This window comes from Streptomyces cellostaticus (assembly GCF_001513965.1).
Classification (GTDB): domain Bacteria; phylum Actinomycetota; class Actinomycetes; order Streptomycetales; family Streptomycetaceae; genus Streptomyces; species Streptomyces cellostaticus.
On record NZ_KQ948022.1, the window covers coordinates 153,857 to 180,040 of the forward strand.

The 26,184-nt window shown below is 71.3% G+C and carries 22 protein-coding genes and 3 pseudogenes; 12 read left to right on the forward strand and 13 right to left on the reverse strand.

Features of this window, described 5'->3' with window-relative positions:
* Positions 1–4: 4 nt before the first annotated feature.
* The 6 genes and pseudogenes from AQI88_RS17430 to AQI88_RS45070 all read right to left on the reverse strand — a co-directional run.
* Positions 5–565, reverse strand: coding sequence for a GTP-binding protein (locus AQI88_RS17430; RefSeq protein ID WP_066999557.1), 561 nt, complete (start codon positions 563–565; stop codon positions 5–7).
* Positions 566–568: 3 nt separating this feature from the next.
* Positions 569–952, reverse strand: coding sequence for a DUF742 domain-containing protein (locus AQI88_RS17435; RefSeq protein ID WP_066999560.1), 384 nt, complete (start codon positions 950–952; stop codon positions 569–571).
* Positions 949–1,794, reverse strand: coding sequence for a roadblock/LC7 domain-containing protein (locus tag AQI88_RS17440; protein WP_244184185.1), 846 nt, complete (start codon positions 1,792–1,794; stop codon positions 949–951). Before AQI88_RS17440 ends, AQI88_RS17435 begins: the two co-directional genes overlap by 4 nt.
* Positions 1,791–2,972 carry an ATP-binding protein gene (locus AQI88_RS17445; protein ID WP_066999563.1) on the reverse strand — a complete coding sequence of 394 codons (1,182 nt, stop codon included), beginning with the start codon at positions 2,970–2,972 and terminating at the stop codon, positions 1,791–1,793. Before AQI88_RS17445 ends, AQI88_RS17440 begins: the two co-directional genes overlap by 4 nt.
* A 349-nt stretch (positions 2,973–3,321) precedes the next feature.
* A pseudogene (locus AQI88_RS17450) lies at positions 3,322–3,987 on the reverse strand (ABC transporter permease); the annotation flags it as partial.
* Positions 3,988–3,989: 2 nt separating this feature from the next.
* Positions 3,990–4,307, reverse strand: a pseudogene (locus AQI88_RS45070) (ABC transporter permease subunit); the annotation flags it as partial.
* Here AQI88_RS45070 and AQI88_RS45075 point away from each other — a divergent pair.
* A pseudogene (locus AQI88_RS45075) lies at positions 4,242–4,754 on the forward strand (cache domain-containing protein); the annotation flags it as partial. The pseudogenes AQI88_RS45070 and AQI88_RS45075 overlap by 66 nt on opposite strands.
* A 24-nt stretch (positions 4,755–4,778) precedes the next feature.
* Here AQI88_RS45075 and AQI88_RS17460 read toward each other — a convergent pair.
* The 4 genes from AQI88_RS17460 to AQI88_RS17475 all read right to left on the reverse strand — a co-directional run bounded on the left by AQI88_RS17460 (position 4,779) and on the right by AQI88_RS17475 (position 9,784).
* Positions 4,779–5,387: a flavin reductase family protein gene (locus tag AQI88_RS17460; protein WP_066999566.1), complete on the reverse strand. Its 609-nt coding sequence runs from the start codon at positions 5,385–5,387 to the stop codon at positions 4,779–4,781.
* 9 nt (positions 5,388–5,396) lie between these two features.
* Positions 5,397–6,065 carry a DUF6215 domain-containing protein gene (locus AQI88_RS17465; RefSeq protein WP_066999569.1) on the reverse strand — a complete coding sequence of 223 codons (669 nt, stop codon included), beginning with the start codon at positions 6,063–6,065 and terminating at the stop codon, positions 5,397–5,399.
* A gap of 82 nt (positions 6,066–6,147) precedes the next feature.
* Positions 6,148–7,626, reverse strand: a complete 1,479-nt coding sequence (locus tag AQI88_RS17470) for a glutamate-cysteine ligase family protein (protein ID WP_066999572.1) — start codon at positions 7,624–7,626, stop codon at positions 6,148–6,150.
* Between the two features lie 91 nt (positions 7,627–7,717).
* Positions 7,718–9,784, reverse strand: a complete 2,067-nt coding sequence (locus AQI88_RS17475; RefSeq protein ID WP_066999575.1) for a SpoIIE family protein phosphatase — start codon at positions 9,782–9,784, stop codon at positions 7,718–7,720.
* Between the two features lie 239 nt (positions 9,785–10,023).
* On the opposite strand from AQI88_RS17475, the gene AQI88_RS17480 reads away from it, so the two are divergent.
* Positions 10,024–12,447, forward strand: a complete 2,424-nt coding sequence (locus AQI88_RS17480) for a SpoIIE family protein phosphatase (protein ID WP_244184208.1) — start codon at positions 10,024–10,026, stop codon at positions 12,445–12,447.
* Between the two features lie 57 nt (positions 12,448–12,504).
* Here AQI88_RS17480 and AQI88_RS17485 read toward each other — a convergent pair whose 3' ends face one another.
* Positions 12,505–13,326: an SDR family oxidoreductase gene (locus AQI88_RS17485; RefSeq protein ID WP_066999581.1), complete on the reverse strand. Its 822-nt coding sequence runs from the start codon at positions 13,324–13,326 to the stop codon at positions 12,505–12,507.
* An 84-nt stretch (positions 13,327–13,410) separates the two neighbouring features.
* Here AQI88_RS17485 and AQI88_RS17490 point away from each other — a divergent pair, with 84 nt between their 5' ends.
* Complete coding sequence (locus AQI88_RS17490) at positions 13,411–14,019, forward strand: TetR/AcrR family transcriptional regulator (protein ID WP_066999584.1); 609 nt, start codon at positions 13,411–13,413, stop codon at positions 14,017–14,019.
* A gap of 13 nt (positions 14,020–14,032) precedes the next feature.
* Here the strand turns inward: AQI88_RS17490 and AQI88_RS17495 are convergent, their stop codons facing one another.
* Together AQI88_RS17495 and AQI88_RS17500 are read right to left on the reverse strand one after the other, a co-directional pair.
* Positions 14,033–14,518, reverse strand: coding sequence for a hypothetical protein (locus AQI88_RS17495; RefSeq protein WP_066999587.1), 486 nt, complete (start codon positions 14,516–14,518; stop codon positions 14,033–14,035).
* Between the two features lie 381 nt (positions 14,519–14,899).
* Complete coding sequence (locus AQI88_RS17500; RefSeq protein WP_244184187.1) at positions 14,900–16,696, reverse strand: acyl-CoA dehydrogenase family protein; 1,797 nt, start codon at positions 16,694–16,696, stop codon at positions 14,900–14,902.
* A 469-nt stretch (positions 16,697–17,165) separates the two neighbouring features.
* On the opposite strand from AQI88_RS17500, the gene AQI88_RS17505 reads away from it, so the two are divergent.
* From AQI88_RS17505 to AQI88_RS17545, 9 genes are all read left to right on the forward strand, one after another.
* Complete coding sequence (locus tag AQI88_RS17505) at positions 17,166–17,849, forward strand: ScbR family autoregulator-binding transcription factor (RefSeq protein ID WP_066999590.1); 684 nt, start codon at positions 17,166–17,168, stop codon at positions 17,847–17,849.
* Between the two features lie 118 nt (positions 17,850–17,967).
* Entirely contained in the window at positions 17,968–19,206 is a 1,239-nt protein-coding gene (locus AQI88_RS17510) for a cytochrome P450 family protein (protein ID WP_066999593.1), read from the forward strand.
* Positions 19,207–19,480: 274 nt separating this feature from the next.
* The gene (locus tag AQI88_RS17515; RefSeq protein WP_066999597.1) at positions 19,481–20,137 is read left to right on the forward strand and encodes a ScbR family autoregulator-binding transcription factor; all 657 of its coding nucleotides are present in this window, start codon (positions 19,481–19,483) and stop codon (positions 20,135–20,137) included.
* A 153-nt stretch (positions 20,138–20,290) separates the two neighbouring features.
* Complete coding sequence (locus AQI88_RS17520; RefSeq protein WP_066999600.1) at positions 20,291–20,518, forward strand: hypothetical protein; 228 nt, start codon at positions 20,291–20,293, stop codon at positions 20,516–20,518.
* Positions 20,518–22,791, forward strand: coding sequence for a heavy metal translocating P-type ATPase (locus AQI88_RS17525; protein WP_066999603.1), 2,274 nt, complete (start codon positions 20,518–20,520; stop codon positions 22,789–22,791). The genes AQI88_RS17520 and AQI88_RS17525 overlap by 1 nt, the downstream gene beginning before the upstream one ends.
* Positions 22,788–23,309: a copper chaperone PCu(A)C gene (locus AQI88_RS17530; RefSeq protein ID WP_066999605.1), complete on the forward strand. Its 522-nt coding sequence runs from the start codon at positions 22,788–22,790 to the stop codon at positions 23,307–23,309. Before AQI88_RS17525 ends, AQI88_RS17530 begins: the two co-directional genes overlap by 4 nt.
* A gap of 168 nt (positions 23,310–23,477) precedes the next feature.
* Positions 23,478–24,134, forward strand: a complete 657-nt coding sequence (locus AQI88_RS17535; RefSeq protein ID WP_066999608.1) for a hypothetical protein — start codon at positions 23,478–23,480, stop codon at positions 24,132–24,134.
* A gap of 170 nt (positions 24,135–24,304) precedes the next feature.
* On the forward strand, positions 24,305–24,964 hold the full coding sequence (locus AQI88_RS17540; protein ID WP_066999611.1) for a sigma-70 family RNA polymerase sigma factor: 660 nt from the start codon (positions 24,305–24,307) through the stop codon (positions 24,962–24,964).
* A gap of 149 nt (positions 24,965–25,113) precedes the next feature.
* Positions 25,114–26,184 (forward strand): ABC transporter substrate-binding protein, encoded by a 1,071-nt coding sequence (locus tag AQI88_RS17545; protein WP_208615817.1) that lies wholly within the window; start codon positions 25,114–25,116, stop codon positions 26,182–26,184.

A 26,184-nucleotide genomic window follows, 5' to 3' on the forward strand; every position in this document is an offset into this window, starting at 1 on the left:
GCTCCTAGTCGAGAAGGGACAGTAGGTGGCGGACGAGGGTGATGAGGGCCTGCGCCGACGACGACTGGTCCCGGACGTCGCAGACGACGACGGGTGTTCGGTCGGACAGGTTCAGCGCCTCACGGATCTCCGCGAGCGGGTAGTCGGTCGTGCCGTCGAAGTGGTTGACGCCGATGGCATACGTCAGCCCGAACCGCTCGACCAGGTCCAGGACCGGGAAGGAGTCGGACAGCCGCTCGGGGTCGACGAGGACCAGCGCGCCCAGCGCCCCCCGGGACAGCTCCTCCCACATCTCCTTGAAGCGCTCCTGACCGGGCGTGCCGAAGAGGTACAGCACCAGCTCGTCGCTGATGGTCAGGCGGCCGAAGTCCATCGCGACCGTCGTGGTGGTCTTGTCCGGAGTCCCCGACAGATCGTCAAATCCCACGCTGGCTTCGGTGATCTCCTCTTCGGTCCGCAGGGGCTCGATCTCGGAGATGCTGCCGATGCATGTGGTCTTCCCGACCCCGAAGTGCCCCACCACGAGGATCTTCACCGCGGTGAGGACACCTGAATCCAGGTACACGAATCACGCTCCGAATCGGGCTTTGAGGCCGTCGAGTACGGCGTTGAGCACTTCTCGATCAACGCGTTCGGCGCGGGGAACGGGCTTCCTCGCGATGATGAGACCGCTTTCTTCCATCTGCGCCAGGAGAATCCGGACGATCCCCAGGGGCAGATGCGTGTGCGCGGCCACTTCGGCGACCGACAGAAAGCCGTCCGCGACCAGCTCCAGAACCTGACGCGCCTCCGGGGAAAGCGTGCGAGCCGAAGCGGAGGCACCCTCTTGCGCGGACACCAGGGTCGTGCGCTCGTAGGCATTGTCCGGTGGCAGCGAACGCCCGTTCGTGATCACGAAGAGCGGGACTAATGCGGAGGTCAGCTCCAGTTCCTGTTCCGGCTCGTCATTCACGTGCGGCTCGCCTCCCCGCGCGCTGCCGTATAAGCGCCCAGCTGGGGCACCACCTGATGCAGGCGGGTGGTGAACTCCTCGATATCCGCGTCGTGTTCGGCCGCCGCGGCCAGGAACGCGCCGCGGCCCGCGGAGATCAGGAAGATCCATCCGTGCTGGAACTCGATCACCGTCTGCCGCCATTGCGCGTCCTGGCCCACACCGGCGAACTGCGACGTGGCACGACTGTAGGCGTGAATCCCCGTCATGGCCGCCGAGATGGTGTCCGCCAGGTCCTGGCTCATGCCCGAGGTGGCGCCGCGGGGCAGGCCGTCGGAGCCCAACAGGACGGCGTGGCGGGCGCCTTGCACCTTACCGACCACCTCGTCGAGATCGGTGATCCGGATCCCCGTGCCGCCCGCCGCATCGCCCTGCCCCCCGGCCCGGTCCGCCTGCCCGTCCGCGGCCTCCGCGGTCACCCTGGGCGGCGAGGTGAGGTTGTTGCCGAGCCGGGCGACGAGCCGGTGCATACGGAAGGAGATCTGCTGCATGTCGACGTCGGGCGCCGCGGCCGCGGCCAGATAGGCGCCCTGGCCGGCCCCGATCAGGAAGATCCAGCCGTGTGAGAACTCGATGATCGTCTGGTTCCACTGCCTGTTCTCACCCGGCCCGGCGAAGTGGGAGGTCGCCCGGCTGAGCGACTGCATGCCCGCCATGGCGGCGGAGATCGTCCGCACGTCCTTCTGGGCCATGCCGTCGGTCGCACCGCGGGGAAGGCCGTCCGCGGACAGCAGGACGGCATGGCGTGCCTTCGGCACGTTCTGCACGATGTCCTCGAGCATCCACGACAGGTCTGTGGTCATGCGTCATCGGACCCTTCGGACGGCGCCGAGGCGAGGCCCCGGCCCGAGAGCGTGCCGCGCTGGAAGGCTCCCAGGCTGCGGCCCGCGGCGCGGCCGGCTTCCTCCGGAGCCCCGGCGGGCGGCGCCGTGGGGTCCTGGTCGGGGACACTGGCGATGGGCACCTGGCGCGCCCCTCGCCTCGGCAGGCCGTGCGCGGTACGAGCCACCGGCTCCGTCCGGCCGACGGCGCCCCGGATGCCGCTGACCTGGGTGTCCTCGACAGGTGCCGTCTGCTCCTCGGTCCACAGCTCTTCCGGCAGCAGGACGACCGCCCGTACGCCGCCGTAACGGGAAACACCGGTCACGTCCACCCGGAATCCGTACTGCTGCGCAAGCAGGCCGATGACGGGGAAGCCGAACTTGGGCTGGTTTCCGAGGTGGGAAAGCCGGGGGTGGTAGTCACCGGAGAGCAGGGCGGACGCCTTCTGCCGGTCCTCGTCGTTCATACCGACACCGGCGTCGTCGATGACGATGCACAGGTTCTTCTGCACGCGCTGGAAAGTGACTTCGATGGGCGAACCCTGCTGAGAGAAACTCGCAGCGTTGTCGAGAAGCTCGGCGACCGCGAGAGCGACCGGAGAAACGGCGGACGCCTTCAAAGCAAAACCGGTTTGCTGCATGATTTCGACACGCCGGAAGTTGCGAATCTGACCCTGCGCGCTGCGCACCACGTCATAAACGCTCGCCGGCCTATTGCGACGGCCCAGCGGTGCACCACACATGACGGCAATGCCCTGCGCTTTGCGGGCCATCTGTGCATTGGCGTGACTGACTTCCAGTAGATCACCCAGAACGGAATGGCCGCCGTACTTGCGCTGGATTTCTTCAAGCAGCGCCAACTGTTCCGCAGCGAGGCTCTGCAGAAAGCGTGCGGAGCCCTTGAGGACGGCCTTGGTGCTTTCTTCCGCCGCCTCTTCGGCTTCTTGGATGGTCTTGGCGTGCTCGGCCTGGTGCTGCTGCAACTGGGCTCTTAAGGCAGTCAGTTGGCTGTCAGCCTCGCTCACTCTCTGCGTGAGAGCGGCCTCGGCCTGCTGCTTCTTCGCCGCCATGGCCTTGTTGCGGCGACGGAGCACCAGGGCCGCGGCAACGGCGACCGCAGTCGCCGCAACCAGGCACCAAACGAGTGCGTCTTGAGTCATGGAAACCTTTCCTCTGTATAGCCTGCAGTCGTCGGCAGACGGATCTCGGGGGGAATCCGTGGCACAACCGCTCGGAACGAATCGGCCGCCGTCGAGTTGAGAACCGCGCCTCTCAATACGACGTCCGAGCCGAGTGAACCAAGGTCGCAGACGCCGGGATGCTATCACTGACATGGGGCAACGCCCGCAACGCAGAGCAGTCCTAACGTTCCCGTGACGCAAGTCGGTTGTGCATGTTATGTGGCCGTACAGCTATTGATTGAGCAGAGCGCGCGAGGCATTTATTGGACACCATGTCGATACTGTGCCGACTCATCGCTCTTTGTCGGACTTACGTCATGATCCCGGCTCACACCCGGCTCGATGTGGCCGTGTCCGCCGACAGCCGCTGGGCGACGTAGATCGGCACGACCGACAGCAGGACGAGCACGGCGGCCACGACGTTCACCACGGGGGCCTGCTGGGGCCGGGTCATGTTGTCGAAGATTCAGATGGGGAGGGTCTCGATGCCGGGTCCCGCGGTGAAGGTCGTCACCACGATCTCGTCGAAGGACAGCGCGAAGGCGAGCAGGGCGCCGGCCGGCAACGCGGAGCGGACCAGCGGGAAGGTGACGTCCGCGAAGGCACGGAAGGTGGTCGCGCCGAGGTCCATCGCCGCCTCCTCGTACGAGGCGGCCGTACGGCGCAGCCGGGCCACGACGTTGTTGAAGACCACGACGATGCAGAAGGTGGCGTGGCCGACGATCACGGTGAACAGTCCGAGGCCCACGCCGAGCGGCGCCAGGACCGTACCGAAGGCCGAGTTGAGCGCGATGCCCGTGACGATGCCGGGCAGCGCGATCGGCAGGACCACGACGAAGGACACCGTGTCGCGGCCGAAGAAGCGGTGCCGGGCCACCGCGAACGCGATGAGCGTGCCGAGGACGAGCGCGATCGCGGTGGCGCCCAGGCCCGCCTTCACGGACACCCACAGCGCGTCCCGCGCACCGGAGTTGTCGACGGCCACGGACCACCAGTCAGGCTGGTCAGGGCGCCCGTGCGGCGGATCGCCAGCAGGTACAGGACGATCACGACCACCGGGACGGTGCCGAGCGCGGCGGCCATGGGCAGGTTGAGTTCGATGTTGGAGTACACGAGGTTGCCGATGAGCTGGGACTTGCCGCCGACGATCTGCACGGTGATGTAGTCGCCGAGGCTGAGCGAGAAGGTGAAGACCGAGCCGGCGGCCACGGACGGCACAACCATCGGGAGCACCACCGAGCGGAAGGTGCGCCGGGCCTTCGCGCCGAGGTCGGCGGAGGCGTCGAGCAGGTCGGCCGGGAGCTGTTCGTACGCCCCCTGCTGCTCGACCTCGACCCCGGCCACTCGGCGTACTCGGACTACACGCACTGGGACTGGTTCGGCCTGCCCCGCGACACCGGGCGCCGTGCCGTGGCCGGACCGTATGTGGACTATCTCTGCTCCGACGAGTACAGCCTCACCCTGTCCGCGCCGGTCGAGATCGAGGGGCGTTTCGCCGGGGTCGCCGCCGCCGACGTGTACCTGCGGCACTTCGAAGCGGCCATACTCCCCTTGCAGCGGCGACTTCCCCGCCCCGCCCACCTGGTGAACGCCCGCGGCCGGGTCGCCGCCTCGTCCGACCCGGCCCACCTGGCCGGCTCCCTCACCAAGGGCCCCGACTTCGGCGAACTGCTCGCCGAGGCCACGCCTGCCGAGCACGGCGGCCTGCGCCTGGTGCCGTGCCACGGCATCCCGCTCGCCCTCGTACTGGCCGAGGGCTGAGCGGCGGGGCGTACCCGCCCGCCCTCAGCCGGCCGGCCGCTCCCGGTACGGTATGCGCGCCGCCTCGCGCACCTCCCCGACCGTGCTCCACTCGTTCCCGCCCAACCGGGCCAGGGGGCGCAGCAGTTGGATGTCCGGCCGGCCGTCCACCAGGACGTCCTCACTGACGGCCGCGTGCACGACCTGGCCGAACACCACCGTCGAGTTGCCGAGCAGCAGCGTCGAGTGCAGCGTGCACTCGAGCGCGACCGGAGAGGCGGCCACCCGCGGCGGCTTCACCCGCAGCGACGGCTCGCGTGCGATGCCGACCGCGTCGAACTCGCCCTCGTGCCGGGGAAAGTCGGTCGCGGTCGCGTTGATCTCCGCGAAGAGCGGCTCGGGAGCGAAGTTGACGACGAACTCCCCTGTCTCCTCGACGTTGCGCAGCGAGTCCTTCCGGCCGACAGAGGTGAACTGCACGATGGGCGGAGCCGTGCAGGCCACGGTGAAGAACGAGTGCGGGGCCAGGTTCGCCGTCCTGCCGTCCGCGGTGAGGGTCGAGACCCACGCGATCGGCCGGGGCACGACCACGGCGGTGAGCAGCTGGTAGAACGATCTCGGGTCCAGGGACTGGGGGGAATAGTCGACACGCATGGCAGAACGCTATGCCCATCCGGGGACCGTCGGCAGCACCCGCTCGGCGACGCGGAGCAGCGCTGTGTCGTCGGGCGGTACGTCGTCCTGGCGCCAGAGGGCGACCTCGAACGAGCCGCCCCCGTCCTTGGCGTCCCTGGCGACCAGCAGATGACGGGCGATGCCACCCGTGCCGGTGTCGACCTTGCCGCCGCCGAGGCTGAACTTGAGGGCGATGGTGTGGTCCGAGTAGAGGACGGCCGGGTGACCGAGGACCGTCCTCGGCTCCGCGGACCTGCCGAGGAGTCCGGACATCTCGGCGACCCGCAGCTCGTCGTCCGACGCCCACAGCTTCACGGAGTACGTCTTCATCGAGACCTCCGCCTGCGGCGAGGGGGTCTCCGTGCCGTCGGCGTCCTTGACCGAGCTCTCGGACCCGTAGGCGGTCTCGGCCTGTTCCCGCGGTGTCCCGAGGAGCGCGGGCAGGTCCGACCGGTTCAGTGCCGTACACAGCCGCGCCGCGGACACGTGCTTGCCGGCGGGCTGGTGATCGTCGTTGGAGCAGGTGGCCGGTCCCCGGTCCGAGGAGCCCTGCCATTGCTCCTGCGCCCACAGGACTCCCAGCAACCCCGCGAAGGCCACCACCGCCGCGACTGCCTGGACCCCCGGTCTCCCCTCCTTGGACGCGGCGTCGACCATGCCCCCACCTCTGCTGTTCCCCCGGCAAATGTCCGGGGAGCCTACCCGGTGATCGTCCCGTTCGGCATCCGGGAATCGGCGGTCAGTCGACCGGCCAGGTGTGCACCGGCGCGTTGAGGTGCATGTAGTCGATGTACAGCTGCGTCATCCGCCGCAGGGACTCGTGCCGGCCGGCCCGGGAGGCGGACTCCAGGCGGTGGACCATCTCCTTCTGCCACACGGCCCCGTTGCGCGCGGTGACACAGCGCTGCTCGATGATGCCGAGCAGCGGCTCCCGCCAGGCCGCGTCCATGCCGGAGTGCTCAAGGCCGCGGTGCGCCAGGGGCAGCAGCCGCCGCAGGACCAGTTCGGGCACCGGCACCTCGCCCATGCCGGGCCAGTACAACGCCGCCTCGATGCCGTGCCGCGCCGCCGTGTGGAGGTTCTCCTCGGCCGCGGCGAAGGACATCCGCGACCACACCGGCCGGTCCTCCTCCACCAGGGCGCGGGTGAGCCCGTAGTAGAAGGCGCCGCCCGCGAGGGTGTCCGCGACGGTCGGGCCGGCGGGCAGCACCCGGTTCTCCACCCGGACGTGCGGTCTGTCGTGGGAGATGGCATACACCGGCCGGTTCCAGCGGTAGATCGTGCCGTTGTGCAGGGTGAGTTCGGAGAGTTCGGGGATGTCCCCGCGGTCCAGCGTCTCCGCCGGGTCCTGCGCGTCGCACAGGGGCAGCAGGGCCGGGAAGTAGCGCAGGTTCTCCTCGAAGAGGTCGAAGACGCTGTTGATCCATCGCTCGCCGAACCACACCCGGGGCCGTACCCCCTGTATTTTGATCTCTTCGGGGCGGGTGTCGGTCGCCTGCTCGAACAGCGGGATACGGGTCTCGTGCCACAGCTCCTTGCCGAACAGGAACGGCGAGTTGGCCGACAGCGCGACCTGGACCCCGGCGATGGCCTGCGCCGCGTTCCAGTAGGCGGCGAAGGTGTCCGGGGAGACCTGAAGGTGGAACTGGGTGCTGGTGCAGGCGGCCTCCGGAGTGATCGTGTCCGCGTAGGTCCGCAGCCGGTCGACACCGTCCACCTCGATCCGCAGATCCTCGCCCCGGGCCGCGAAGACCTGGTCGTTGAGCAGCCGGTAGCGCGGATTCTCCGACAGCGTCTCCTCGCCGATGTCCTCCTGCCGCAGGGTGGGCAGAATGCCGATCATGACCAGCCGCGCGCCCACCGACCTGGCCCGCTCGTCCGCGTGGTTCAGCGCCGAGCGGATCTCGGACTCCCAGGCGTCGGGACCGCCCGCCGTCAGCCGCCGGGGCGGGACGTTGATCTCGAGGTTGAACCGGCCCAGTTCCGTGGACCAGGCGGGATCCGCGATCGCCTCGAGCACATCGCTGTTGCGCATCGCCGGCTCGGCCTCGTCGTCGACCAGATTCAGCTCGATCTCCAGGCCGACCTGAGGCCGTTCGGACTCGAACTGCGACTCGCGCAGCATCTGCGCGAACGCATCGAGGCACTCCTGCATCTTGATCCGGTACCGGCGGCGGTCCTCGCGGGTGAAGACGAGCGCCGGGACATCCCGTCCCATCGGCCCTCCTGGATTCCGCTCCTCGGACACCTCTCCACCCAGCGTCGCACCGACCGGCGGCCCTCACCAAGCGGATGGCGAGGCCCTGGGCCTACAGGGCGCGGGCGACGAGCAGGGCCACGTCGTCGTGGTCGTCGGGATGACGCAGGCCGTACAGCAGCAGGTCGCAGGTCTCCTCGAGCGGGCGGCCGGGGTCGTCGAGGAACCCGAGGAGGACGTTCAAGCGGTCGTCGATGGGGTGCTGCCGGGTCTCCACGAGACCGTCGGTGTAGAAGACCAGCAGGTCGCCGGTGCGCAGCTCGACCGTGTCGGCCTCGAACGGGATGCCGCCGACACCGAGCGGCGCTGCGGTGGGCAGATCCAGGAAGCAGGGCGGCTGACCGGGCCGCGCGAGCGCGGGCGGCATGTGTCCCGCGTTGGCGAGGGTGCACTGTCGCGTGCGGGGGTCGTAGACCGCGTAGAGGCAGGTGACGATGTAGTGCTCCAGATCGCAGGTGATCTTGTCGAGATGCTGGAGCACCGCGCCGGGGGCGAGGTCCAGGTCCGCGTAGGCACAGGTGGCGGTGCGCAGCCGGCCCATGGTGGCGGCCGCGTCGATGCCGTTGCCCATGACGTCGCCCACCACCAGGGCGGTCTTGTCGTCGGCGAGCGGGATGACGTCGTACCAGTCGCCGCCGACTTCGCTGGTGGCCTGTGCGGGCTGGTAGCGGGAGGCGAGTTCGAGGCCCGTGTGGTGCGGCGAGTGGTCGGGCAGCAGGCTGCGCTGGAGCGTGAGGGCGGTGTTGCGCACGCTCTGGAACCAGCGGGCGTTGTCGATGGCCACGGCGGCGCGGCTGGCCAGCTCGCCGGCCAGGACCACGTCGTCCTCGTCGAAGGGCACCGGGTTGCGGGTGCGTTTGAGGTCGAGGGCGCCGAGCACCTCGCCGTGGGCGATCAGCGGCACGGCGAGATAGGAGTGGACGCCGGCGCGGGCCAGAAGTGCGCCGGCCTCGGCGTTGCGTGCGATGCGCGGCAGATCCTGAGCGCCGACATGGCGGACGAGGACCGGCCGGCCGGTGTGGACGCACAGGGTGACCAGACGGTCGCCGTCGTAGGCGGCGAGGTCGCCGGGCGGATCGGCGGCGCGCAGCGCCACGGTCGGGTGGGCCGCCTTGAGGGCGAGCGCGCGGAACAGCTCCGGGCCGTTTTCCGGCCGGCTGACGCGGCGCAGGGCCAGCGCGGAGTCGAGGACGTCCACCGCGACCACGTCCGCGAGCACGGGCGTGCAGATGTCGGCCAGTTCGTGCGCGGTCTGCTCCACCTCCAGTGTGGTGCCGACGCGGGCGGAGGCATCGGCGACGAGGGCCAGGCGGCGCCGGGCCCGGTCGGCCTCGGCGGCCGCGCGGTGCCGCTCGGTGACGTCGACGACGGAGGTGGCCGCGCCCAGCACCCGCCCGCCGGGGTCCTCCAGACGGTAGAAGGACAGCGACCAGGCGTGCTCGTGGTCGGGGTCGGCCGGGGGACGGCCCACGTGGTACTGGTCGAGGAGGGGCGTGCCGGTGGCGAGCACCTGACGCAGCGCGGACTCCACGGTTTCCACGTCGGGGAAGGGCAGCGTCTCCCGCAGGTGACGGCCGATGTGGTCCTCGGCGGGAATGCCGTCGATCCGCTCCAGCGCCGGATTGACCAGGAGGTACCGCAGGTCGGGGTCCAGGAGGGCCAGACCGATGGGGGACTGGTTGATCAGCCGCTCGCACAGGGCCAGGTCGGTCTCGACGCGCTGGAGCAGGGTGTGGTCGGCCGCGATGCCCAGCGCGTAGACGTCGCCCAGATCGTCCAGCAGCCGCATGGTGCGGAACTCCGTCAGGCGGCTGCTGCCGTCCTTGTGCCGGACCGGGAAGGCGCCGGCCCAGCCCCGGCCGGTCTCCAGCACCTCGGTGAACAGGCTCACCACGGCCTGCAGGTGCTCGGGACGGATGAGCAGCCGCGCCGCGTACTGGCCGAGGACGTCCTCCGCGGTGTAGCCGAACAGTTCCTCGGCCTGCGGGGTCCAGAAGACGATGCGCCCGTTGGTGTCCAGCGCCACCGCGGCCACGCTGAGCATGTCCAGCAGGCCGGTCGGCCGGGGCCGCTCGGGGCTGTACTCGTCGCCGTCGGCGCGGAAGGAATCCCCTGCCATCGCAGATCCACCTCCACCGGCCGGTCGGCCGGCCGTGCCGGTACGGCCGCGCCCGAGCGCTCATGAGCGGTACCTCCATGCTGCCCCCGGTGCTCCGCCTGGCCCAACCCCAGCGCTCCGGCCCCGGCACACTGTGCGGCCCGGCCCGTGCACATCGGGCGGACAAGCAGGAACATGGTGGAGACAGAGGATGGAACGGGATGGAATCTGGGCGAAAGGGTTTCGGCGCCTCCACCTCCATGGGGGCGGGTGATCTCTTCGACGCGTCCACCGACGCGACGGCGGTGCTCGCGGCGGACGGTGTCGTGGTCGGCTGGACCCGGGCCGCCGAGGCCCTGCTCGGGCACTCCGCCTCGGACGTCGTCGGGCGCTCCGCCGCGCGTCTGCTGGCCATGCCCGAGGATCCGGTACGCGCCGCCGGCATCGCGCAGCGGTGCCGCGCCGGGATGGGATGGAACGGTCTCATCCCCGTACGGCACCAGGACGGCCGCCGCATCGACATCGACCTCCGGGTCTCGGCCTCCTTCCCCATCGGCGAGAAGGAGTGCTTTCTGCTCTCGGCGCGGGAGCAGCGGCGGCAGTGGACGGTGGGCCAGTCCGTCCTGGACGGGTTCCTGACCCGTGCACCGGTCGGCATGGCCGTGATGGATCTGGAACTGCGCTATGTATGGCTGAACGACACGCTGGAACGGTTCGGCGGTGTGCCCCGGGAACAGCGGCTGGGGCGTCGGCTGAGCGAGCTGCTGCCGGGCCTGCAGGCGGAGACCATCGAGGGTCTGATGCGCAAGGTGCTGGCGACGCGCGAGCCGGTGACCGACCACGAGTACCTCGGATGGAGCTGGGCCGATCCGCACCGCCAGCACGCCTACTCCACCTCGTTCTTCCCTCTGGTGGACGGCGCCGACACCGTCGCCGGGGTCTGCTACATGGTCCAGGACGTCACCGAGCGGTGGACCGCCCGTAAGCTCCTGTCGCTGGTCAACGAAGCCGGCACCAGCGTCGGCAGGACCCTCGACGTGATGCGGACGGCTCAGGAACTGGCCGACTTCGCGGTCCCCCGCTTCGCGGACTTCGTCGTCGTCGACCTCCTGGAGCATGTGCTCAGCACGGAGGGGCACGGGGCATGGCTGAGCGATGCGGGACCGGCTCCCGCGCGTCCGACGATGCGCCGCGCGGGCATGCAGTCGGCACGCGCGGGCTGCCCCGAGGCGGTGGCCCAGATCGGCGACGAGGTGGACTTCCTCCCTCCGGTCAGCGACGTGAACCTGCTCATCAGCGGCGATCCGGTCCTCATCGCGGTCCTCGACCCGTCCGACGACACCTGGGCGACCGAACAGCCCGTACGGGCGGCCCGCATCCGTGAGTTCGGTCTCCACTCCCTCATCTCCGTGCCGATGCGGGCGCGCAACACGGTGCTGGGCCTGACGACGTTCGCCCGCTCGCTCAACCCGGTCTCGTTCGGGCCCGACGACGTCCTGCTCGCCCACGAGCTGGTGGCACGCGCGGCGGTGTGCGTCGACAACGCCCGCCGGTACACCCGGGAACACACCGCGGCGGTCACCCTCCAGCGCAGCCTGCTGCCGCACGCCCTGACCGGCGGAACGGCGCTGGAGGTGGCCTCCTCCTACCTGCCGGCCGACGCGACCGGCGGAGTCGGCGGCGACTGGTTCGACGTGATCCCGCTGTCCGGCGCCCGCGTGGGACTCGTCGTCGGGGACGTGGTGGGCCACGGCATCTCCGCGGCGGCGAGCATGGGCCGGCTGCGTACGGCCGTGCAGACCCTCGCCGACCTGGAGATGCCCCCCGACGACCTGCTCGCCCACCTCGACGACCTCGTGCTGCGGCTGAGCGACGAGGAGAGCGATCGCGGCGCGGCCGCCACCAGTACGGCGACCTTCATCGGCGCGACCTGCCTGTACGCCGTCTACGACCCGGTCACCCGGCGGTGCACGATGGCCCGGGCCGGACACCCGCCGCCCGTCGTCGTCGGACCGGACGGATACGCCCGCTTCCCCGAGATTCCGGCTGGACCCCCGCTCGGGCTGGGCGGCATGGCCTTCGAGGTCGCCGAGATCGAGCTGGCCGAGAACAGCCTCATCGGTCTCTACACCGACGGCCTGATCGAGGGAATCGACCACGACGTCGAGACGGGCATGTCCCGGCTGGGCGAGGTGCTGACCCGGACCGGAACCGACCTCGCCACCTTGTGCACCTCCGCCGTCGAGCAGTTGGTGCCGGTGCCGCAGCCCGACGACATCGCCCTTCTGCTGGCGCGCACCCACGCCCTGCGGGCGGACCAGGTCGCCTCGTGGGACGTGCCCGCCGACCCGGCCGCCGTCGCCCACGCCAGAGCCGAGGCCACCCGCCAGGTTGTGGACTGGGGCCTTGGGGAACTGACCATGACGACGGAACTCATCGTCAGCGAACTGGTCACCAACGCCATCCGCTACGCCGAACCGCCCATCCGGCTACGGCTGCTCCGCGACACCCGTCTGACCTGCGAGGTCGCCGACGCCAGCAGTACCGCCCCGCGCCTGAGGCACGCCCGCAGCACGGACGAGGGCGGCCGCGGCCTGTTCCTGGTGGCCCAGCTCTCCCACCGCTGGGGTGCCCGCTACACGGCCGAAGGAAAGATCATCTGGGCCGAGCAGGAGATCCCGTGACGAGATCGGGAGACGAAGGCCTGTGCCTCCTCGTGGTGGTGAACCGGCCGTTCGGCGTCAGCGGAATGCCGGGGCGTTGCGGGCCGCCCAGGCTGCGAAGGGGGATGCGGGGCGGCCCAGGATCCGCTCCACGTCCGCGCTGACGGACTGTTCCTCGGCGGTCGGCTCGCCGAGGATGGAGAGGGTTCCCTCCACCACGGCGCTCGGCATGAACCGCGCCAACTGCGCGCGGGCCTCCTCACGGCTCTGTTCCACGAAGGTCACCGGATCGGCCAGCGCGTGTGCGAGGGCGGCGGCCCGCTGCCGGGGAGTGGTGGCCTCCGGGCCGGTCAACGTGTAGGTGACACCGTCGTGTCCGTCCCCGCGCAGCACGGCGGCGGCGACCGCGGCGACGTCGTCCGGGTCGACGAACGGCAGGGCGACGTCGGCGAAGGGCGCTGCCGCCGTGCGGTGGAGCCGGATGGACTCGGCCCAGGCGAACGCGTTGGAGGCCATGCCGCCCGAGCGCAGCACGGTGAAGGCCAGTCCCGACGCGGCCAGGGCCGCCTCGAACCCGGCGGCGTGCGCGTAGCCGTGCGGCCGGGTGCCCACGCCCTGCGTGGACAGCAGGACCACCTTCGACACGCCGGCTGCGGCGGCCTGCTTCAGGATTCCTTCCGGATCGTCACCGGCCACCAGCAGGAACAGTGCCGTGGCCCCTTCCAGTGCGGGCGCGAGGCCGGCCGGTTGTCCCAGGTCGGCGGCGACGGCCCGCACCCCCGACGGGACGTCCTCGGGGGTGATGCGCCGTGCCACGGCAGTCACGGCCTCGCCCTCCTGTGCCAGCTTCGCGACCAGCGCCCGCCCGACGTTCCCCGTACCACCCGTTACCACGATCATGACAGCTGCCCTCTCGTCTCAGTTAGTTGACTAACTGAGTCACGACGTTAGTCCTCCCCTGCGGTCTTGTCTATGCTTAGTCAGGTGACTGACTCAGAATCCGGCGCGACGGCCGGAGCCGCCGCCCGCTCCCGCCGGGGCGGCAAGCGTGAACGCCTGGTCGCAGCCGCCGTCCAGGTCTTCCATCAGCAGGGCGTGGAGAAGACCACCCTCGCGGACGTCGCCCGGGCCGGCGACGTCCCCCTCGGCAACGTCTACTACTACTTCAAGACCAAGGACCAGCTGGTCGAGGCCGCCGTGGACGCCCACTGCGACCAGCTCACCACGCTCACCGCCCGGCTGGACGCAGTCCCCGACGCGGCCGCCCGGCTGAAGGCGCTGATCGCCGGCTGGGTGGAGCAGCGCGAGACCGCGGCCCGCTTCGGCTGCCCCTTCGGCACGCTGGCCACCGAACTCGACAAGCGCGACGACGGCCTGGACCAGGCCGCCGCCAAGGTCATGCGGACCCTGCTCGACTGGGTCGAGCGGCAGTTCACCGAGCTGGGCCGGCCCGACGCCCGCGCCCTCGCCGTCGAACTGGTCGCGGCCTACCAGGGCATGTCGGTCCTCACCAACACCCTGCGTGAACCCGGACTGATGGCCGATCAGGGCAACCGCCTCCAGTCCCGGATCGACGACCTCGCGGGGCGCTGACCCGGCCCCGGGATCAGATGCCCATGGAGGCTATTTCGATGGGTGAGCGGTAGTTGGCCGCCGCGGTCACCACGCAGGCGCGGTAGGTCCGGTTCTCCTTCACGACCAGGAAATAGTCGCGCAGGTTCTTCCAGTAGCCGACCAGGTAGCCCATGCCCGGCAGGAACCCCGGCGGGCGTGGGACGAGGGCGAACGCCTCGCTGCACTTGAGGATCTCCCCGGTGGCGGTCGACAGAACGTCGGCCACGTCGGCGTTCATGTTCCAGCCGGCCGCCAGTTCCGGGGGCCAGATCGCACCGGCCACTTCCCTGAGGTGTTCCTGCTCCTCGGGGGTGGGCTCGGCGAGCGTGCCCGCCTTCACCTGCGCGGCCGTGGTGACGCGCGGACCGCCCGCCGCGGCCGCGCAGGGCCCCGCCGCGGCCGCGGCGATCAGTGCCGCCGTCACGGTGAGCGCGGTGGCCGGCCCCGTGCGCCCGATGTGTCTGCCGCCTCGTGCCATCGTCAACTCCTCCCACTGGCGCCCCGGCCCGCTCGGCCGGGGCCGTCCGAACGTGTCATGGGCCGACGAGCGCGGCAACGGCGACAACTCGCCATGGCCCGGGCGGGCTGAGACGTCGGCCGAAGTGAGTGGCCGGCGCGGTCGTTCGGTACAGCCGCCCGGCTCGTCAAAGCACCGACAGGGCAACACTCCCCGGCCGTGACCGACTTCGCCGTGACCGCCGCCCCGGGCAAGTCCGTCCGCACCTCGGCCGGTCAGGTGCGGGTACGGCTGGGCGAACGCCGTGTTCGTCAGCGGAGGCTCCGGCGGCGGCCCCGTCCCCGACGTGCCTGTGGCGAGCGACTCCAGCCCCGTCTGCTGCGCATACCCGTAGCCGCCTGGCTACTCGGCCGCAATGGCGTAGTCCGCGAGCGAGACCTGGCCGGAGTTGGCCAGCGGGATCCCGTCGAGGTAGGCGGCGGGCAGGTCGAACGCCTCGACCAGGTCCGTCATGTGCGGGGCGAGGTCGCGCAGCACGTCGTCCAGGAGCTGGGGCAGGGCGCGCACCTGCTCGCCGGACAGGAGGCCGTCGGCCATCAGATCGCCGGTGTGCTCGCCGATCTGCTCCAGCAGGAACAGCAGGCAGAGCTTCTCCAGAAGCGCGCGGGCCTCGGGGTCCGCCGCGCGGGCGGCCGCGTCCAGGAAGGCGTCGGCCGCTCGCAGCCTCGCGTGCACCGACACCATCTCCAGGGCGGCGGAGGAGGCGCCGTTCCACCGTTCCACCGGATCCCCGGACGGCCCCCGCCGCAGCGCCGCGCGCGCCCGGTCCTGCCAGATGACCTCGGCCCCGGCCAGCAGCCCGCGCGCATACCGCGGATCCGTCAACTGCGCCACCCCGCCCGGGGAACCGGGGGTCGTCCGGGGCGGCTGGTGTTCGAAGAGCATCTCCGCTGCGGCCTTCACCCAGATGACCAGGTTGTCGCCCTCGGCGGTGATGGTGCCCTCTACGTACTGCGGGAACTCGGACAGGCCGTTGACGGCGAACAGGCCCTGCGCGCCGCAGCGTTCCCGGCACTCGATGGTGATGTCCCGTGCCTGCCAGGTGATCCAGCTCTTGGCGACGGCGATCAGACGCTCGGTCTCGGCCCGCTGCCCGGCGTCCCCACCGGCGTGCTGCTCGGTCCACCGGGCGAGCACCGAGCGGTGCAGGAAGGTCATGGCATAGGCCGTGGCGAGGCCTTTCAGGAGCCGGCCGTGGTGCGAGCGGTGGGCGTTGACCGGGATGCGCTCGCCCGCCCTGGGCCCGCTGACCTGCCGTTGGTCGCCGTAGCGGACGGCTATGGCGAGTGCGGCCCGGGTCGCGCCGACGGCGGCACCGCTCATGCACAGCTTGCCCATCGTGACCCGGCCGATGGACTGCAGGAACCGCTTGCGCCGGTTGCCGAGGCTGCTGTGGAGGCGGCCGGCGGCGTCGAGGCGGCCGTGGGCGGACTCCAGCAGGGCGTCGCGCGGCAGCAGCACGTGCTCGAACGCGGTGAGGCAGTGGTCCACCGGGGCGCCGGTGCGCAGGGGGAGTCGCCGGACCCGTACCCCCGGCAGCAGGCCCCGCTCGTCGCTCAGCGGTGTCAGGAACAGGAAGACGCCCTCGTCCCGGCCGTCGACGAGGAGCCGGGCCGCCACTACGGCGCTTTTGGGCCCGCCGGTCATGCTGGTGTTCGGCATGAACTTCTGGGCGCCCGCGTGCGGGGTGTTCAGCACGAACCCGCCGGTGACCGGGTCCAGTTCGGCGGTCGTCTCCAGGGCCGAGGCGTCGTTGCCGTGCTCCAGTTCGGTGCACAGGAACGTGCCGGTACGCCGCAGGGTGGCGAAGTCGGACAGGTCCCGGCTCCCGGCGCCCTCGTGGTCGAGCAGGCTGCCCAGGAAGAGGTTGTAGTGGATGCTCGCCACCGTGCACAGGCCCCCGCCGCCGTCCACGATCGCCGCCCACTCGTGCAGGCCTGCCAACAGCCCCGGGTCGTCCGCCAGTTGCACGCCCCCTTGGGCGGTTTCGTTCACCATGCGCAGCCACTCGTAGGAGAGGGCGGCACGTTCGGCGGAGCCCAGTCCGGGGCGGTGGCGGAACGTCTCCTGCGCGATGAGATCGCGCCACCTCGCGTGGATGTGCTCCTGGTCCTCGCCGTCGAAGAGGAGCCGGGTCAACTCGCCGGTGAGCGTGCCGGGAAGCGGTCCGTCAGCGCTGAAAACCGGACCGTCAGTCCGGCTCCTTCCGCGGCGAACCACCTGATGCGTGTCATAGTCCTCTATCTCCGGCAAGGAGGGGATATGTACCTGGGATGTCAGAAGGGTCATGACCCGCTCCAGTGGTCGCAGATCCGGAAGGGTGAGATGCGTAGTGTCAGAAGATACGGACCTCCCGGTTTGCTTATCAAGCCAAGTTTCTCTCAATGCCCCTGAACTGCGGCGACGCGGGTGCTAGTACCGCTCGGATGTTGAGATACCGGCTGACAGGTTTTATTCTGAGGACAGCGACGGCCCGCGGTTGCTGCGTGCAAGGTGAGGAGGGGACACGTGCATGCTTGAAAGGCCTTCTTGCGGGGTGGCAGGATACGTACCTGTCGGTTTCTTTTTGCTGCCGACGGGCCCGTGAAGCCAGTGCGGAGGATGTGCCGTGGCCTTGCAGGAACGAGCGATCAGGACAAGGCGCACCATCCTGGTGGCGGCCGCCGACGTCTTCGCCGACGTCGGCTACGAGGCGGCGACCATCTCGGAGATCCTCCAGCGGGCGAACGTCACCAAGGGTGCCCTCTATTTCCACTTCGCCTCCAAGGAACAGCTCGCCCAGGCGGTGCTGGCCGAGCAGCTGAATTCCGTGCCGGCCTCGCCGCCGCGGGAACTGGTGCTCCAGGAAGGGCTCGACGGCGGGTTCCTCCTGGCTCATCTGCTCGGCTCGGGCGACCCCTTGGTGTGCGGCAGCATCCGGCTGACCGTGGACCAGGGTTCACCGCAGGACGGGCTGGACCGGCGGGTGCCGATGGCCTCCTGGGTCGACCACAACACCCACCTGCTCGAACGGGCGAAGGCGAACGGGGAGCTGCTGCCCCAGGTCGACGTGGAGGCCGCGGCGAAGGCGTTCGTCGCCGCGTTCACCGGGGCCCAGGTGCTGTCCAAGATCATGAATGACCACGCGGACCTGATGGAGCGAGTGGTCGATCTCTACCGGCACCTGATGACCAGCATCGCGGTCCCCGCGGTGCTGATGCGCCTGGACATGTCACTGGACCGCGGCAGACGGGTATACGAAGAGGCCATGGAGCTGATCCGGGAATCGGAGGAGGCTCCGGCCGCCGGCTGAGCGAGAAGCCTCACAGGGCCACGGACGCAGCATCCCGGGTGCGGGGGAGCAGACATCGCTGCCATGGGCACGTCGCGACACAACAACGTGATGCAGGACCGACCCAGGGAGCACACCGATGGAAAAGACCGCCTGCCCGTACGCCTTGGACCTGATGGGCCAGGACCACATGGGGGAGGTCGCGATGCTGCGCGCCCAAGGCCCCGCGGTCCGCGTGGAGCTGCCCGGAGGGGTACTCGCCTGGGCCGTCGTACAGCAGGAGTACGTGGAGCGGCTGCTGATCGACCCGCGTGTCTCGCGCAGCGCCCGGCTGCACTGGCCGCCGTTCATCGAGGGAAAGATCACCGAGGAGTGGCCGCTCTACCCGTGGGTGGCCAACGAGAACATGCTGTTCGCCTACGGGGAGCATCACACCAGGCTGCGCCGGCTGGTGGCCGGGGCGTTCACCGCGCGGCGCTCCGAGGAGCTGCGTCCCCGGGTGGAGGAGCTGTCGGCCGAACTGCTGGGCACGCTCGCCGCCCTCGCTCCCGGTACGCAGGTCGACCTGCGCACCGCGTACGCGGAGGTGCTGCCGCTACGGGTCATCTGTGAGCTGTTCGGCGTGCCCCAGGGCGCCGAGACGAACGCCCTGTCCGTGGCGTTGAGCACGGTGTTCAGCTCCACCGTCACCGGCAAGGAGATGGAGGCCGCGCGGCTGGAGGCCTTCGGGCTGCTCGCCGCACTGGTGAAGGCCAAGCGGGAGCGACCGGGTGACGACCTCACCAGCTCGCTGATCGCTGCCCGGGACCACGGCGACCGCCTCACCGAGGACGAACTGCTCGGCTCCCTGTTCATGTTCATCGCCGCCGGCCAGGACACCACCGCCACCCTCATCACCAACGCGGCCGGCGCGCTGCTGACCCACCCCGGGCAACTGGCGCACCTGCGCGCGGGCCGGGCCGGCTGGCCGGACGTGATAGCCGAGACTATGCGGGTGCACACGCCCGGTGCGTACGCGCCGATGCGGTTCGCGGTGGAGGACATCGACCTCGACGGGGTGCGCATCCGTAAGGGCGACTGCATCCTCGTCAACTTCGCGGCGGGCGGCCACGAGACCGACCGGCACGGGCCGGACGCGGACCGCTTCGATCTGCTGCGCACCACCGACCGCGACGTCCTCGGCTTCGGCCACGGCGCGCACCGCTGCCTCGGCGCACCGCTCGGCGAGATCGAGGCCGCCTCCGCCCTCTCCCGGCTCTTCGAGCTGTTCCCGGATGTGCAACTGGCCTGCGCACCCGAGGAGTTGGCACCGCTTCCGACCTTCATGCTGAACGGGTACCGGTCACTGCCCGTGGTGCTGCGTCCGTCGGCGTCCTGAGCGCCGGACGGTGTGCCGCCGGAAGTCCGCAGCCCGTCGAGGGCTGCGGACTTCCGCTTTCCCCGGCGTTCACGTGGTCTTACGGGCACCCTCACGCCCGCCACTCAAACCAGGGAAGCGGTTTGGTAGTTCCCAAGTGCCGTCCCTCGGCGTTTTTGCCCCCTGGCGCACCGTCAGGTCTTGCCGCTCCGAAGCCAAGTAAACATACTGGCCAGGTGGTTATCCGGGCTGAGGGAACCGGGTCCGCATCGCGCAGGTCCAGGAGGAGGGCGTCATGGTCAAGCAGGTCCGGGCGGCTCGCACACGACAGGCCCTCGTCCTCGCGGCGGCGGAGGCCTTCGCCCACGACGGATACGCCGGTGCGTCCCTGCCCGCGATCAGCAGACGGGCCGGGGTGAGCGCCGGCGCCCTGCACTTCCACTTCCCGAGCAAGGACGCCCTCGCGGGCGAGATCGAGAGCGTGGCGGCGCGCAGGGTCGAGGAACTGGCCGAGCGCTGCCGGTCCTCGGACGGCAGCGCGCTCGGGGTGCTCGTGGCCGCCATCCGCCATCTCGTCGTCGCGTTCGCGACCGACCCGGTCGTGCGCGCCGGTTTCGCGCTGGGCGGTGACCTCTCCCGGGACGGCGGGGCCACGGTGCTGGACCGGTGGCACGGCTGGGTGCGCGAAGTGGTCGGCCAGGCGCAGCGGACGGGGGAACTGGCGGACGGCGTCTCGCCCGACGGGGTGGCCGTGGCCGTGGTGGCCGCGACGGTCGGCTTCGAGGCGCTCGGCAGCCGGGACCGCGACTGGCTGTCGAAGGAGCGCGTGGTGGAGTTCTGGGCCTGCCTGCTGCCGCGGCTGTCGGCCGTACCCGGCCATGACCCCGCCGACGTCCCCGAGGGCGGGGCGGTCGGCGACCGGGACGCCGGGAGCAGTCTCGCCGGTCTGTGACAGCGCAGCCCTGACGGCCCGTCGGCCCCGCTGGGCCCCGCGTGACGCGTGCCATATCCCCGTTCCGGAACTCGGCCCGTCGACGGCCCGACTCCTGAAGCGCTACGGCCCCAACCCGGGGACGCCGTACGACGTGATCTGGAGAAGCCCTTGATGAGCGAGTCCCGGCAGTCTCCCTCCGGCGCGGGTGCGGTCCTGCGCCGAGCGGTGCCCCCGCCCGCCCTGTGCGGGTTCCTGGTGCTGCTGGCCCTGCTGTTCACGCTGTCGTACGCCGTCGGCGCCGCGGCCGGACCCGTCGCGCCCGGCATGCACGGCACCGGCCGCGGCGGCGACGGCGCAGGCGCGGACGACATGGGGGACATGCACGGGGGAGGTCACTGATGGGCACGGAAGCCGAAGTGGCCCTGGTGACCACCGACCTGACCGTGGGCGGCATGACCTGCGCGGCCTGCGTGCAGCGGGTCGAGAAGAAGCTCGGCAGGCTGGACGGGGTGACCGCGGTCGTCAACCTGGCCACCGGGCGGGCCCGGGTGAGCCACCCGCCGGGGATCAGCCCCGAAGAACTCGTCACGACCGTCGAGAAGGCCGGGTACACGGCCGCGATCCCCGAGCCGCCCGAGGAGCGGGCACCGGAGAGCGGCGAAGCGGCCGGGAAAGCGGGGCAGGAGGGCGGCGACGCGGCCGGAGACGCACGGCGGGAGCATGACCGGCTGCTGGTCACCACGCTGCTCGCGCTGCCCGTGCTCGTGTTGTCGATGGTGCCGGCCCTGCAGTTCCGCGACTGGCAGTGGCTGTGCTTCGCCCTGGCCGCTCCGGTGGCCGTGTGGGGGGCCTGGCCCTTCCACGAGCGGGCGGCGCGCGGACTGCGGCACTCGGCGGCGACCATGGACACCCTCGTCTCGCTCGGCGTGCTCGCCTCCTTCTCCTGGTCGGCGTACGCGCTGTTCCTCGGCGGTGCCGGGGACCCCGGGATGCGGATGCCGTTCACGCTGCTGCCCGCCGCCTCCGGCGGTGCCGCGCACCTCTATCTCGAAGCGGCCGTCGGTGTACCGCTGTTCGTGCTGGCCGGCCGGTTCCTGGAGACGCGGGCCCGGCGCGGGACCGGGGACGCGCTGCGGTCGCTGGCCGAACTCGCCCTCAAGGAGGTGGCGGTACGCGACGGCGACCGCGAACGGCTCATTCCGATCAGTGAGTTGGCGGTCGGCCAGGTCTTCGTCGTACGGCCCGGGGAGCGGGTCGCCACCGACGGCGAGGTGGTGGAGGGCAGGTCCGCGGTGGATCTGTCCCTGGTGACCGGGGAGAGCGAGCCGGTCGAAGCCGGGCCGGGCGACACGGTGCCCGGCGGGGCCGTCAACGCCGGCGGACTGCTGCTCGTACGGGCCACGGCCGTGGGAGCCGACACCCGGCTCGCGCGGATCACCCGGCTGGTGACCGAGGCACAGGCGGGCAAGGCGAGGGCACAGCGGCTGGCCGACTCGGTCGCAGGTGTCTTCGTACCAGTCGTGCTGGCACTGGCCGTCACCACGCTCGGGTTCTGGCTCGGCGCGGGCGCCGATGCGCAGGCGGCCGTCACGGCCGCAGTGGCCGCCTTGGTGGTGGCGTGCCCCTGTGCGCTGGGTCTGGCGACCCCGACCGCGCTGCTGGCCGCCACCGGCCGCGGGGCCCAACTGGGCGTCCTCGTCAGCGGCCCGCAGGCCCTGGAGGGGCTTCGCCACCTCGACACCGTCGTGCTGGACAAGACCGGCACCCTCACCTCCGGACACATGAGTGTCACCCGGGTCACCGCCCTGCCCGGCGGGCTCGGGAAGGACGCGGTGCTGCGGCTGGCCGCGGCGGTGGAGCAGGGCTCGGAACATCCCCTCGGCCGGGCGATCGCCGCACATCAGGAGCGGGCCCTGCCTGCCGTGCGTGACTTCCGTGCGCAGCCGGGCCGGGGTGTCCGGGGCCGGGTCGAGGGCCGCCTGGTCGAAGTCCTCGCCCCCGACGACGCGTTGCCCGGGGCGCTGGCCGATGCGCTGCCCGTGGCGGAGGCGGCCGCGCACACGCCGGTCCTGGTCCGGGTCGACGGTGTGGCCGAGGCCCTGATCGAGGTCGGCGACGTCGTACGCCCCGGGGCCTACCGGGCCGTGGACCGGCTGCGGCGCCTCGGCGTGCGGCCGGTACTCGCCACCGGCGACCGCGAGGCACCCGCACGGGCGGTCGCCGCGGAACTGGGCATCGACGAGGTGCACGCCCGCTGCACACCCGAGGACAAGGCGGCCCTGGTACGCGACCTCCAGCAGCGGGGCCACCGGGTCGCGGTCATCGGCGACGGCGTGAACGACGCCGCCGCGCTGGCCGGCGCCGACCTCGGCATCGCCATGGGCGGCGGCACGGACGCCGCCATCGGGGCGGCCGACGTGACGCTGGTGCGCGGGGACATCGAGGCCCTCGCGGACGCGGTCAGACTCGCCCGGCGCACGCTGGGCACGATCCGCGCCAATCTGGCGTGGGCCTTCGGCTACAACCTGGTGACCGTGCCGCTCGCCCTGGTGGGTCTGCTCACCCCGATGGTCGCCGCGGCGGCGATGTCGGCCAGTTCGCTGCTGGTGGTCGGCAACAGCCTGCGGCTGCGCAGCTGGCAGCCGTCGCCCGCCGGGAGGCGCACCCGATGACCGAGCAGAGCATCTGGCGCCCCACCCGGCGTCGGCTGACCGACGCCCTCCTCGCGGCGCTCGCCCCCGTCGCCGCATGCAGCCTCGCCCTGGGCGGCCTGACGGCCTGGGCCGACGCCGGACAGGCGGGCAGCCCGGCCCGGATCACCGTCGCGAACGCGCGGGTCCTGCTGCCGTACGGCGACAGCACGGAGACGGCCGCGTTCTTCGACATCTCCAACGCGGGCGGCGCGGACGACCGGCTGGTGAAGGTCACGTCCTCCCGCGCAGACGGTGAGATCACGCTCAGCCGGCACCGCAGCACCGGCTCAGGAGCCGCCGCCAAGGCCGACGTGGACTCTGCCGTCGTCCCGGCGGGCCGCGTGGTGTCCATGGCGCCGCACGGCCTGGACGTGAACCTGCGGGCCGGCGCCCGCTGGCAGGCCGGCGACCTCGTGCCGTTCATGCTGCACTTCGAGCGCAGCGGGCCGGTCAAGGCGCTCGCGGTGGTGATCCGTCCGAGCACGCGGCTCGACTGAGCACGACTGCCGAAGCGACCGCCTGCAGGACAGACGTCGGCGCGAACGCGTCGCCAGTTCCCGCCACTTGGTGTGTTCTGAATCACATGGCGTCGGTTGAGTCGCGGGGCGGGGCAAAGTCCGTACCGAGGCGTGACGACGAAGACCCGGATGCGAGGATGGGACGCCATGACAGCAGGGTGGTGTTCTCGCACGGTACGGGCCGCGGTGTTCGCGGCCGTATGCGTGCTGCTCGCCGCCCTGGGCCACGTCATGATGTCCGGTCGGCACGTGCCCTGGTGGGCGCTGGCCGCAGGCATGGCCGTGACCGGTGTCGCCGGCTGGTCGCTGGCGGGCCGCGAGCGCGGGCTGCCCCTGATCGTGACGGTCGTGGTCGTCGCCCAGACGGTGCTGCACGAGGCGTTCTCGCTCGCCCAGTCGGCCTCCGGCGGCACGGCCTCCATGGACATGGGGTCGATGCCGATGGACTCCATGGACATGGGCTCCATGGGCACGGGCGGCACGGGTCATATGGACCACATGGCGCACATGGGGCACTCGATGGGCGGCGGCTCGTCGTCGTTCGGCATGCTCGCCGCCCACCTGCTCGCCGCGCTGCTGTGCGGCCTGTGGCTCGCGTACGGCGAGAGGGCCGCGTTCCGCATCCTGCGGGCCGTGGGCGCCCGGCTGGCGGCGCCGCTGCGGCTGCTGCTCGCCCTGCCCGTCACACCGGTCCGTCCCGGTCTGCGGGTCCGCCGCCGTCGCTCGCACCGGGCGCCACGGCTTCTTCTCCTCGTCCACTCGATCATCTCGCGGGGTCCGCCCGCCGGGGTCGCTGTCGCCTGACGACAGCCGGTACCCCGGGGCCGCCCCATGCGCCCTGGGCCTCGGCCGTGCGCCCGCTCACAAGCCGCACCCGCGCCTGAGCGCCGTAGGGCCGACTCCCCTCTCACCGGACCGCCGGCGCTCGACCCTGCCCGCGGTCCGGATCCCGGATGACCCGAGAAGGACACCAGGTGATCACTCCTGCCCTGCCCACCTCGCGCGAACCCAGCGCCCCCTGCGACCGACCGGTGTCGACCGACGAGTCGATCACCGCGTGGGCCCTGGCGGCCCGGGGCGGCGACGCCCGCGCGGTGGAGCACTTCGTGCGCGCGCTGCACCGCGACGTCCAGCGCTACGTCGCCCATCTGTGCGCCGACCCCCAGGCCGTGGACGACCTGGCCCAGGACACGTTCCTGCGCGCGCTCGGCAGTCTGCACCGCTTCGAGGGCCGTTCCTCGGCACGTGCCTGGCTGCTGTCCATCGCACGCCGGGCCGTCATCGACAGCTACCGGTACGCCGCCGCCCGGCCCCGGCTGTCCGACATCCCGGACTGGCAGCTGGCCGTGGAACGGGCCCAGCCGAGCGACCTGCCGGGCTTCGACGAGGGCATCGCCCTGCTGGACCTGCTGGCCGCGCTGCCCGACGAGCGCCGTGAGGCGTTCGTCCTCACCCAGCTGGCCGGCCTGCCGTACGCGGAGGCGGCCGCGGCCAGCGGCTGTCCGGTCGGCACGGTCCGCTCCCGGGTCGCGCGGGCCCGCGCCACCCTGATGGACCTGCTGGCCGATGGGGGCACCTCCCACGCCCTCGATGCAGTGAGGCAGGACGTACCCGTCGCCGTGGCGGCGGCCTGAGCCGACGGCGAAGGGTGCCGGTGCCCGGCGGCAGGCACCGGCACCCTCGTCCGCGCCGACTCGGCGGGAACTCACAGCAGGTTCACCCCGACTACTGGACCGGGTGACGGACGTTCACCCGCGTACCGAGTGGAACCTGGAGACTTTCGATGCGTTTTCGTGGGTGGGGCGGCACCGCGGCCCTCGTGCTGGGCGGCCTGCTGACGGCGGGCTGCGGCGGCGGGAAGGGCACGGCGGACGAGAGCGCGGGGACGGCGGCCCACGACGGCGCCTATCCCGTGACGGTGTCCGACTGCACGGGCGCGAGGACGACTTTCTCCGCCGCTCCGAAGAAGATCGTCACCAGCAACGCCTCCGGCCTGGAGCTGTTGCTGCGCCTCGGCGCGGGGGACCGGGTGATCGGCACCGGCTTCCCGCCCGGCAAGGGCACGCTCCCCGGCGGCCTCGACGCACAGGCGCAGAAGGTGCAGGTCCTCGGCCGGAGTGTCATCCCCAAGGAGAAACTCCTCGGCTCCGGCGCCGACCTGTACCTCGACACCTTCGCCGCCATGGGTGCCATGGGCGGCTCGGGGATGGGCGACGCGCCGAGCGAGGAGGAGTTCAAGGCGGCCGGGATCAAGCACGTCTACCTCAAGTCCACCGCCTGCGCGGCGCAGGGCAAGGGACCGGTCACTGATCTGTCCGCGGTCGAGACCGACATCACCTCCCTCGGCGCCGTCACCGGGACGAGCGCCCGGGCGAAGGAAATCGTCGCCGGGATGAGGGAGAAGGTGGCCGCCGTCCGAAAGGCGGTCGGCTCCACCGCGAACGGCGCCCGGCCGACGTACTTCTTCTTCGACTACGACGCCGGCACCAAGCAGCCCACCGTCACCTGCAACCGGCAGATCGCCAACGCCGTGATCGGCCTCGCCGGTGCCCGCAACGTCTTCGCCGACTGCGACGGCGACTTCAAGCAGGTCGGCTGGGAGGACGTGATCGCCAGGAACCCGGACTGGATCCAGCTCGGGGTGCGCAACCGGGGCAGCGACGCAGCGAACCGGAAGGCTTTCGACGCAGCGGAGGACTGGCTGAAGTCCAACCCGGCCACCAAGGGCCTGAAAGCGGTGAAGCAGGGCCACTTCGTACGCGTCGGCTCGGAGCAGACCACCATCGCCGGGGTGGAGAACGCCGACACGGTCGAGGCGATCGCCAAGGCCCTTCATCCCGGGAAGGTCGGCTGA

What these genes read in the sequence shown, in the direction of transcription:
- AQI88_RS17470 (WP_066999572.1), bottom strand. Translation starts at nt 7,626, where the DNA reads ATGGGACGGGATGTCCCGGCGCTCGTCTTCACCCGCGAGGACCGCCGC.
- AQI88_RS17535 (WP_066999608.1), top strand. Translation starts at nt 23,478, where the DNA reads ATGACAGCAGGGTGGTGTTCTCGCACGGTACGGGCCGCGGTGTTCGCG.
- AQI88_RS17495 (WP_066999587.1), bottom strand. Translation starts at nt 14,518, where the DNA reads ATGGCACGAGGCGGCAGACACATCGGGCGCACGGGGCCGGCCACCGCG.
- AQI88_RS17520 (WP_066999600.1), top strand. Translation starts at nt 20,291, where the DNA reads ATGAGCGAGTCCCGGCAGTCTCCCTCCGGCGCGGGTGCGGTCCTGCGC.
- AQI88_RS17515 (WP_066999597.1), top strand. Translation starts at nt 19,481, where the DNA reads ATGGTCAAGCAGGTCCGGGCGGCTCGCACACGACAGGCCCTCGTCCTC.
- AQI88_RS17545 (WP_208615817.1), top strand. Translation starts at nt 25,114, where the DNA reads ATGCGTTTTCGTGGGTGGGGCGGCACCGCGGCCCTCGTGCTGGGCGGC.
- AQI88_RS17475 (WP_066999575.1), bottom strand. Translation starts at nt 9,784, where the DNA reads ATGGCAGGGGATTCCTTCCGCGCCGACGGCGACGAGTACAGCCCCGAG.
- AQI88_RS17510 (WP_066999593.1), top strand. Translation starts at nt 17,968, where the DNA reads ATGGAAAAGACCGCCTGCCCGTACGCCTTGGACCTGATGGGCCAGGAC.
- AQI88_RS17445 (WP_066999563.1), bottom strand. Translation starts at nt 2,972, where the DNA reads ATGACTCAAGACGCACTCGTTTGGTGCCTGGTTGCGGCGACTGCGGTC.
- AQI88_RS17440 (WP_244184185.1), bottom strand. Translation starts at nt 1,794, where the DNA reads ATGACCACAGACCTGTCGTGGATGCTCGAGGACATCGTGCAGAACGTG.
- AQI88_RS17460 (WP_066999566.1), bottom strand. Translation starts at nt 5,387, where the DNA reads ATGCGTGTCGACTATTCCCCCCAGTCCCTGGACCCGAGATCGTTCTAC.
- AQI88_RS17525 (WP_066999603.1), top strand. Translation starts at nt 20,518, where the DNA reads ATGGGCACGGAAGCCGAAGTGGCCCTGGTGACCACCGACCTGACCGTG.
- AQI88_RS17465 (WP_066999569.1), bottom strand. Translation starts at nt 6,065, where the DNA reads ATGGTCGACGCCGCGTCCAAGGAGGGGAGACCGGGGGTCCAGGCAGTC.
- AQI88_RS17485 (WP_066999581.1), bottom strand. Translation starts at nt 13,326, where the DNA reads ATGATCGTGGTAACGGGTGGTACGGGGAACGTCGGGCGGGCGCTGGTC.
- AQI88_RS17530 (WP_066999605.1), top strand. Translation starts at nt 22,788, where the DNA reads ATGACCGAGCAGAGCATCTGGCGCCCCACCCGGCGTCGGCTGACCGAC.
- AQI88_RS17480 (WP_244184208.1), top strand. Translation starts at nt 10,024, where the DNA reads ATGGGGGCGGGTGATCTCTTCGACGCGTCCACCGACGCGACGGCGGTG.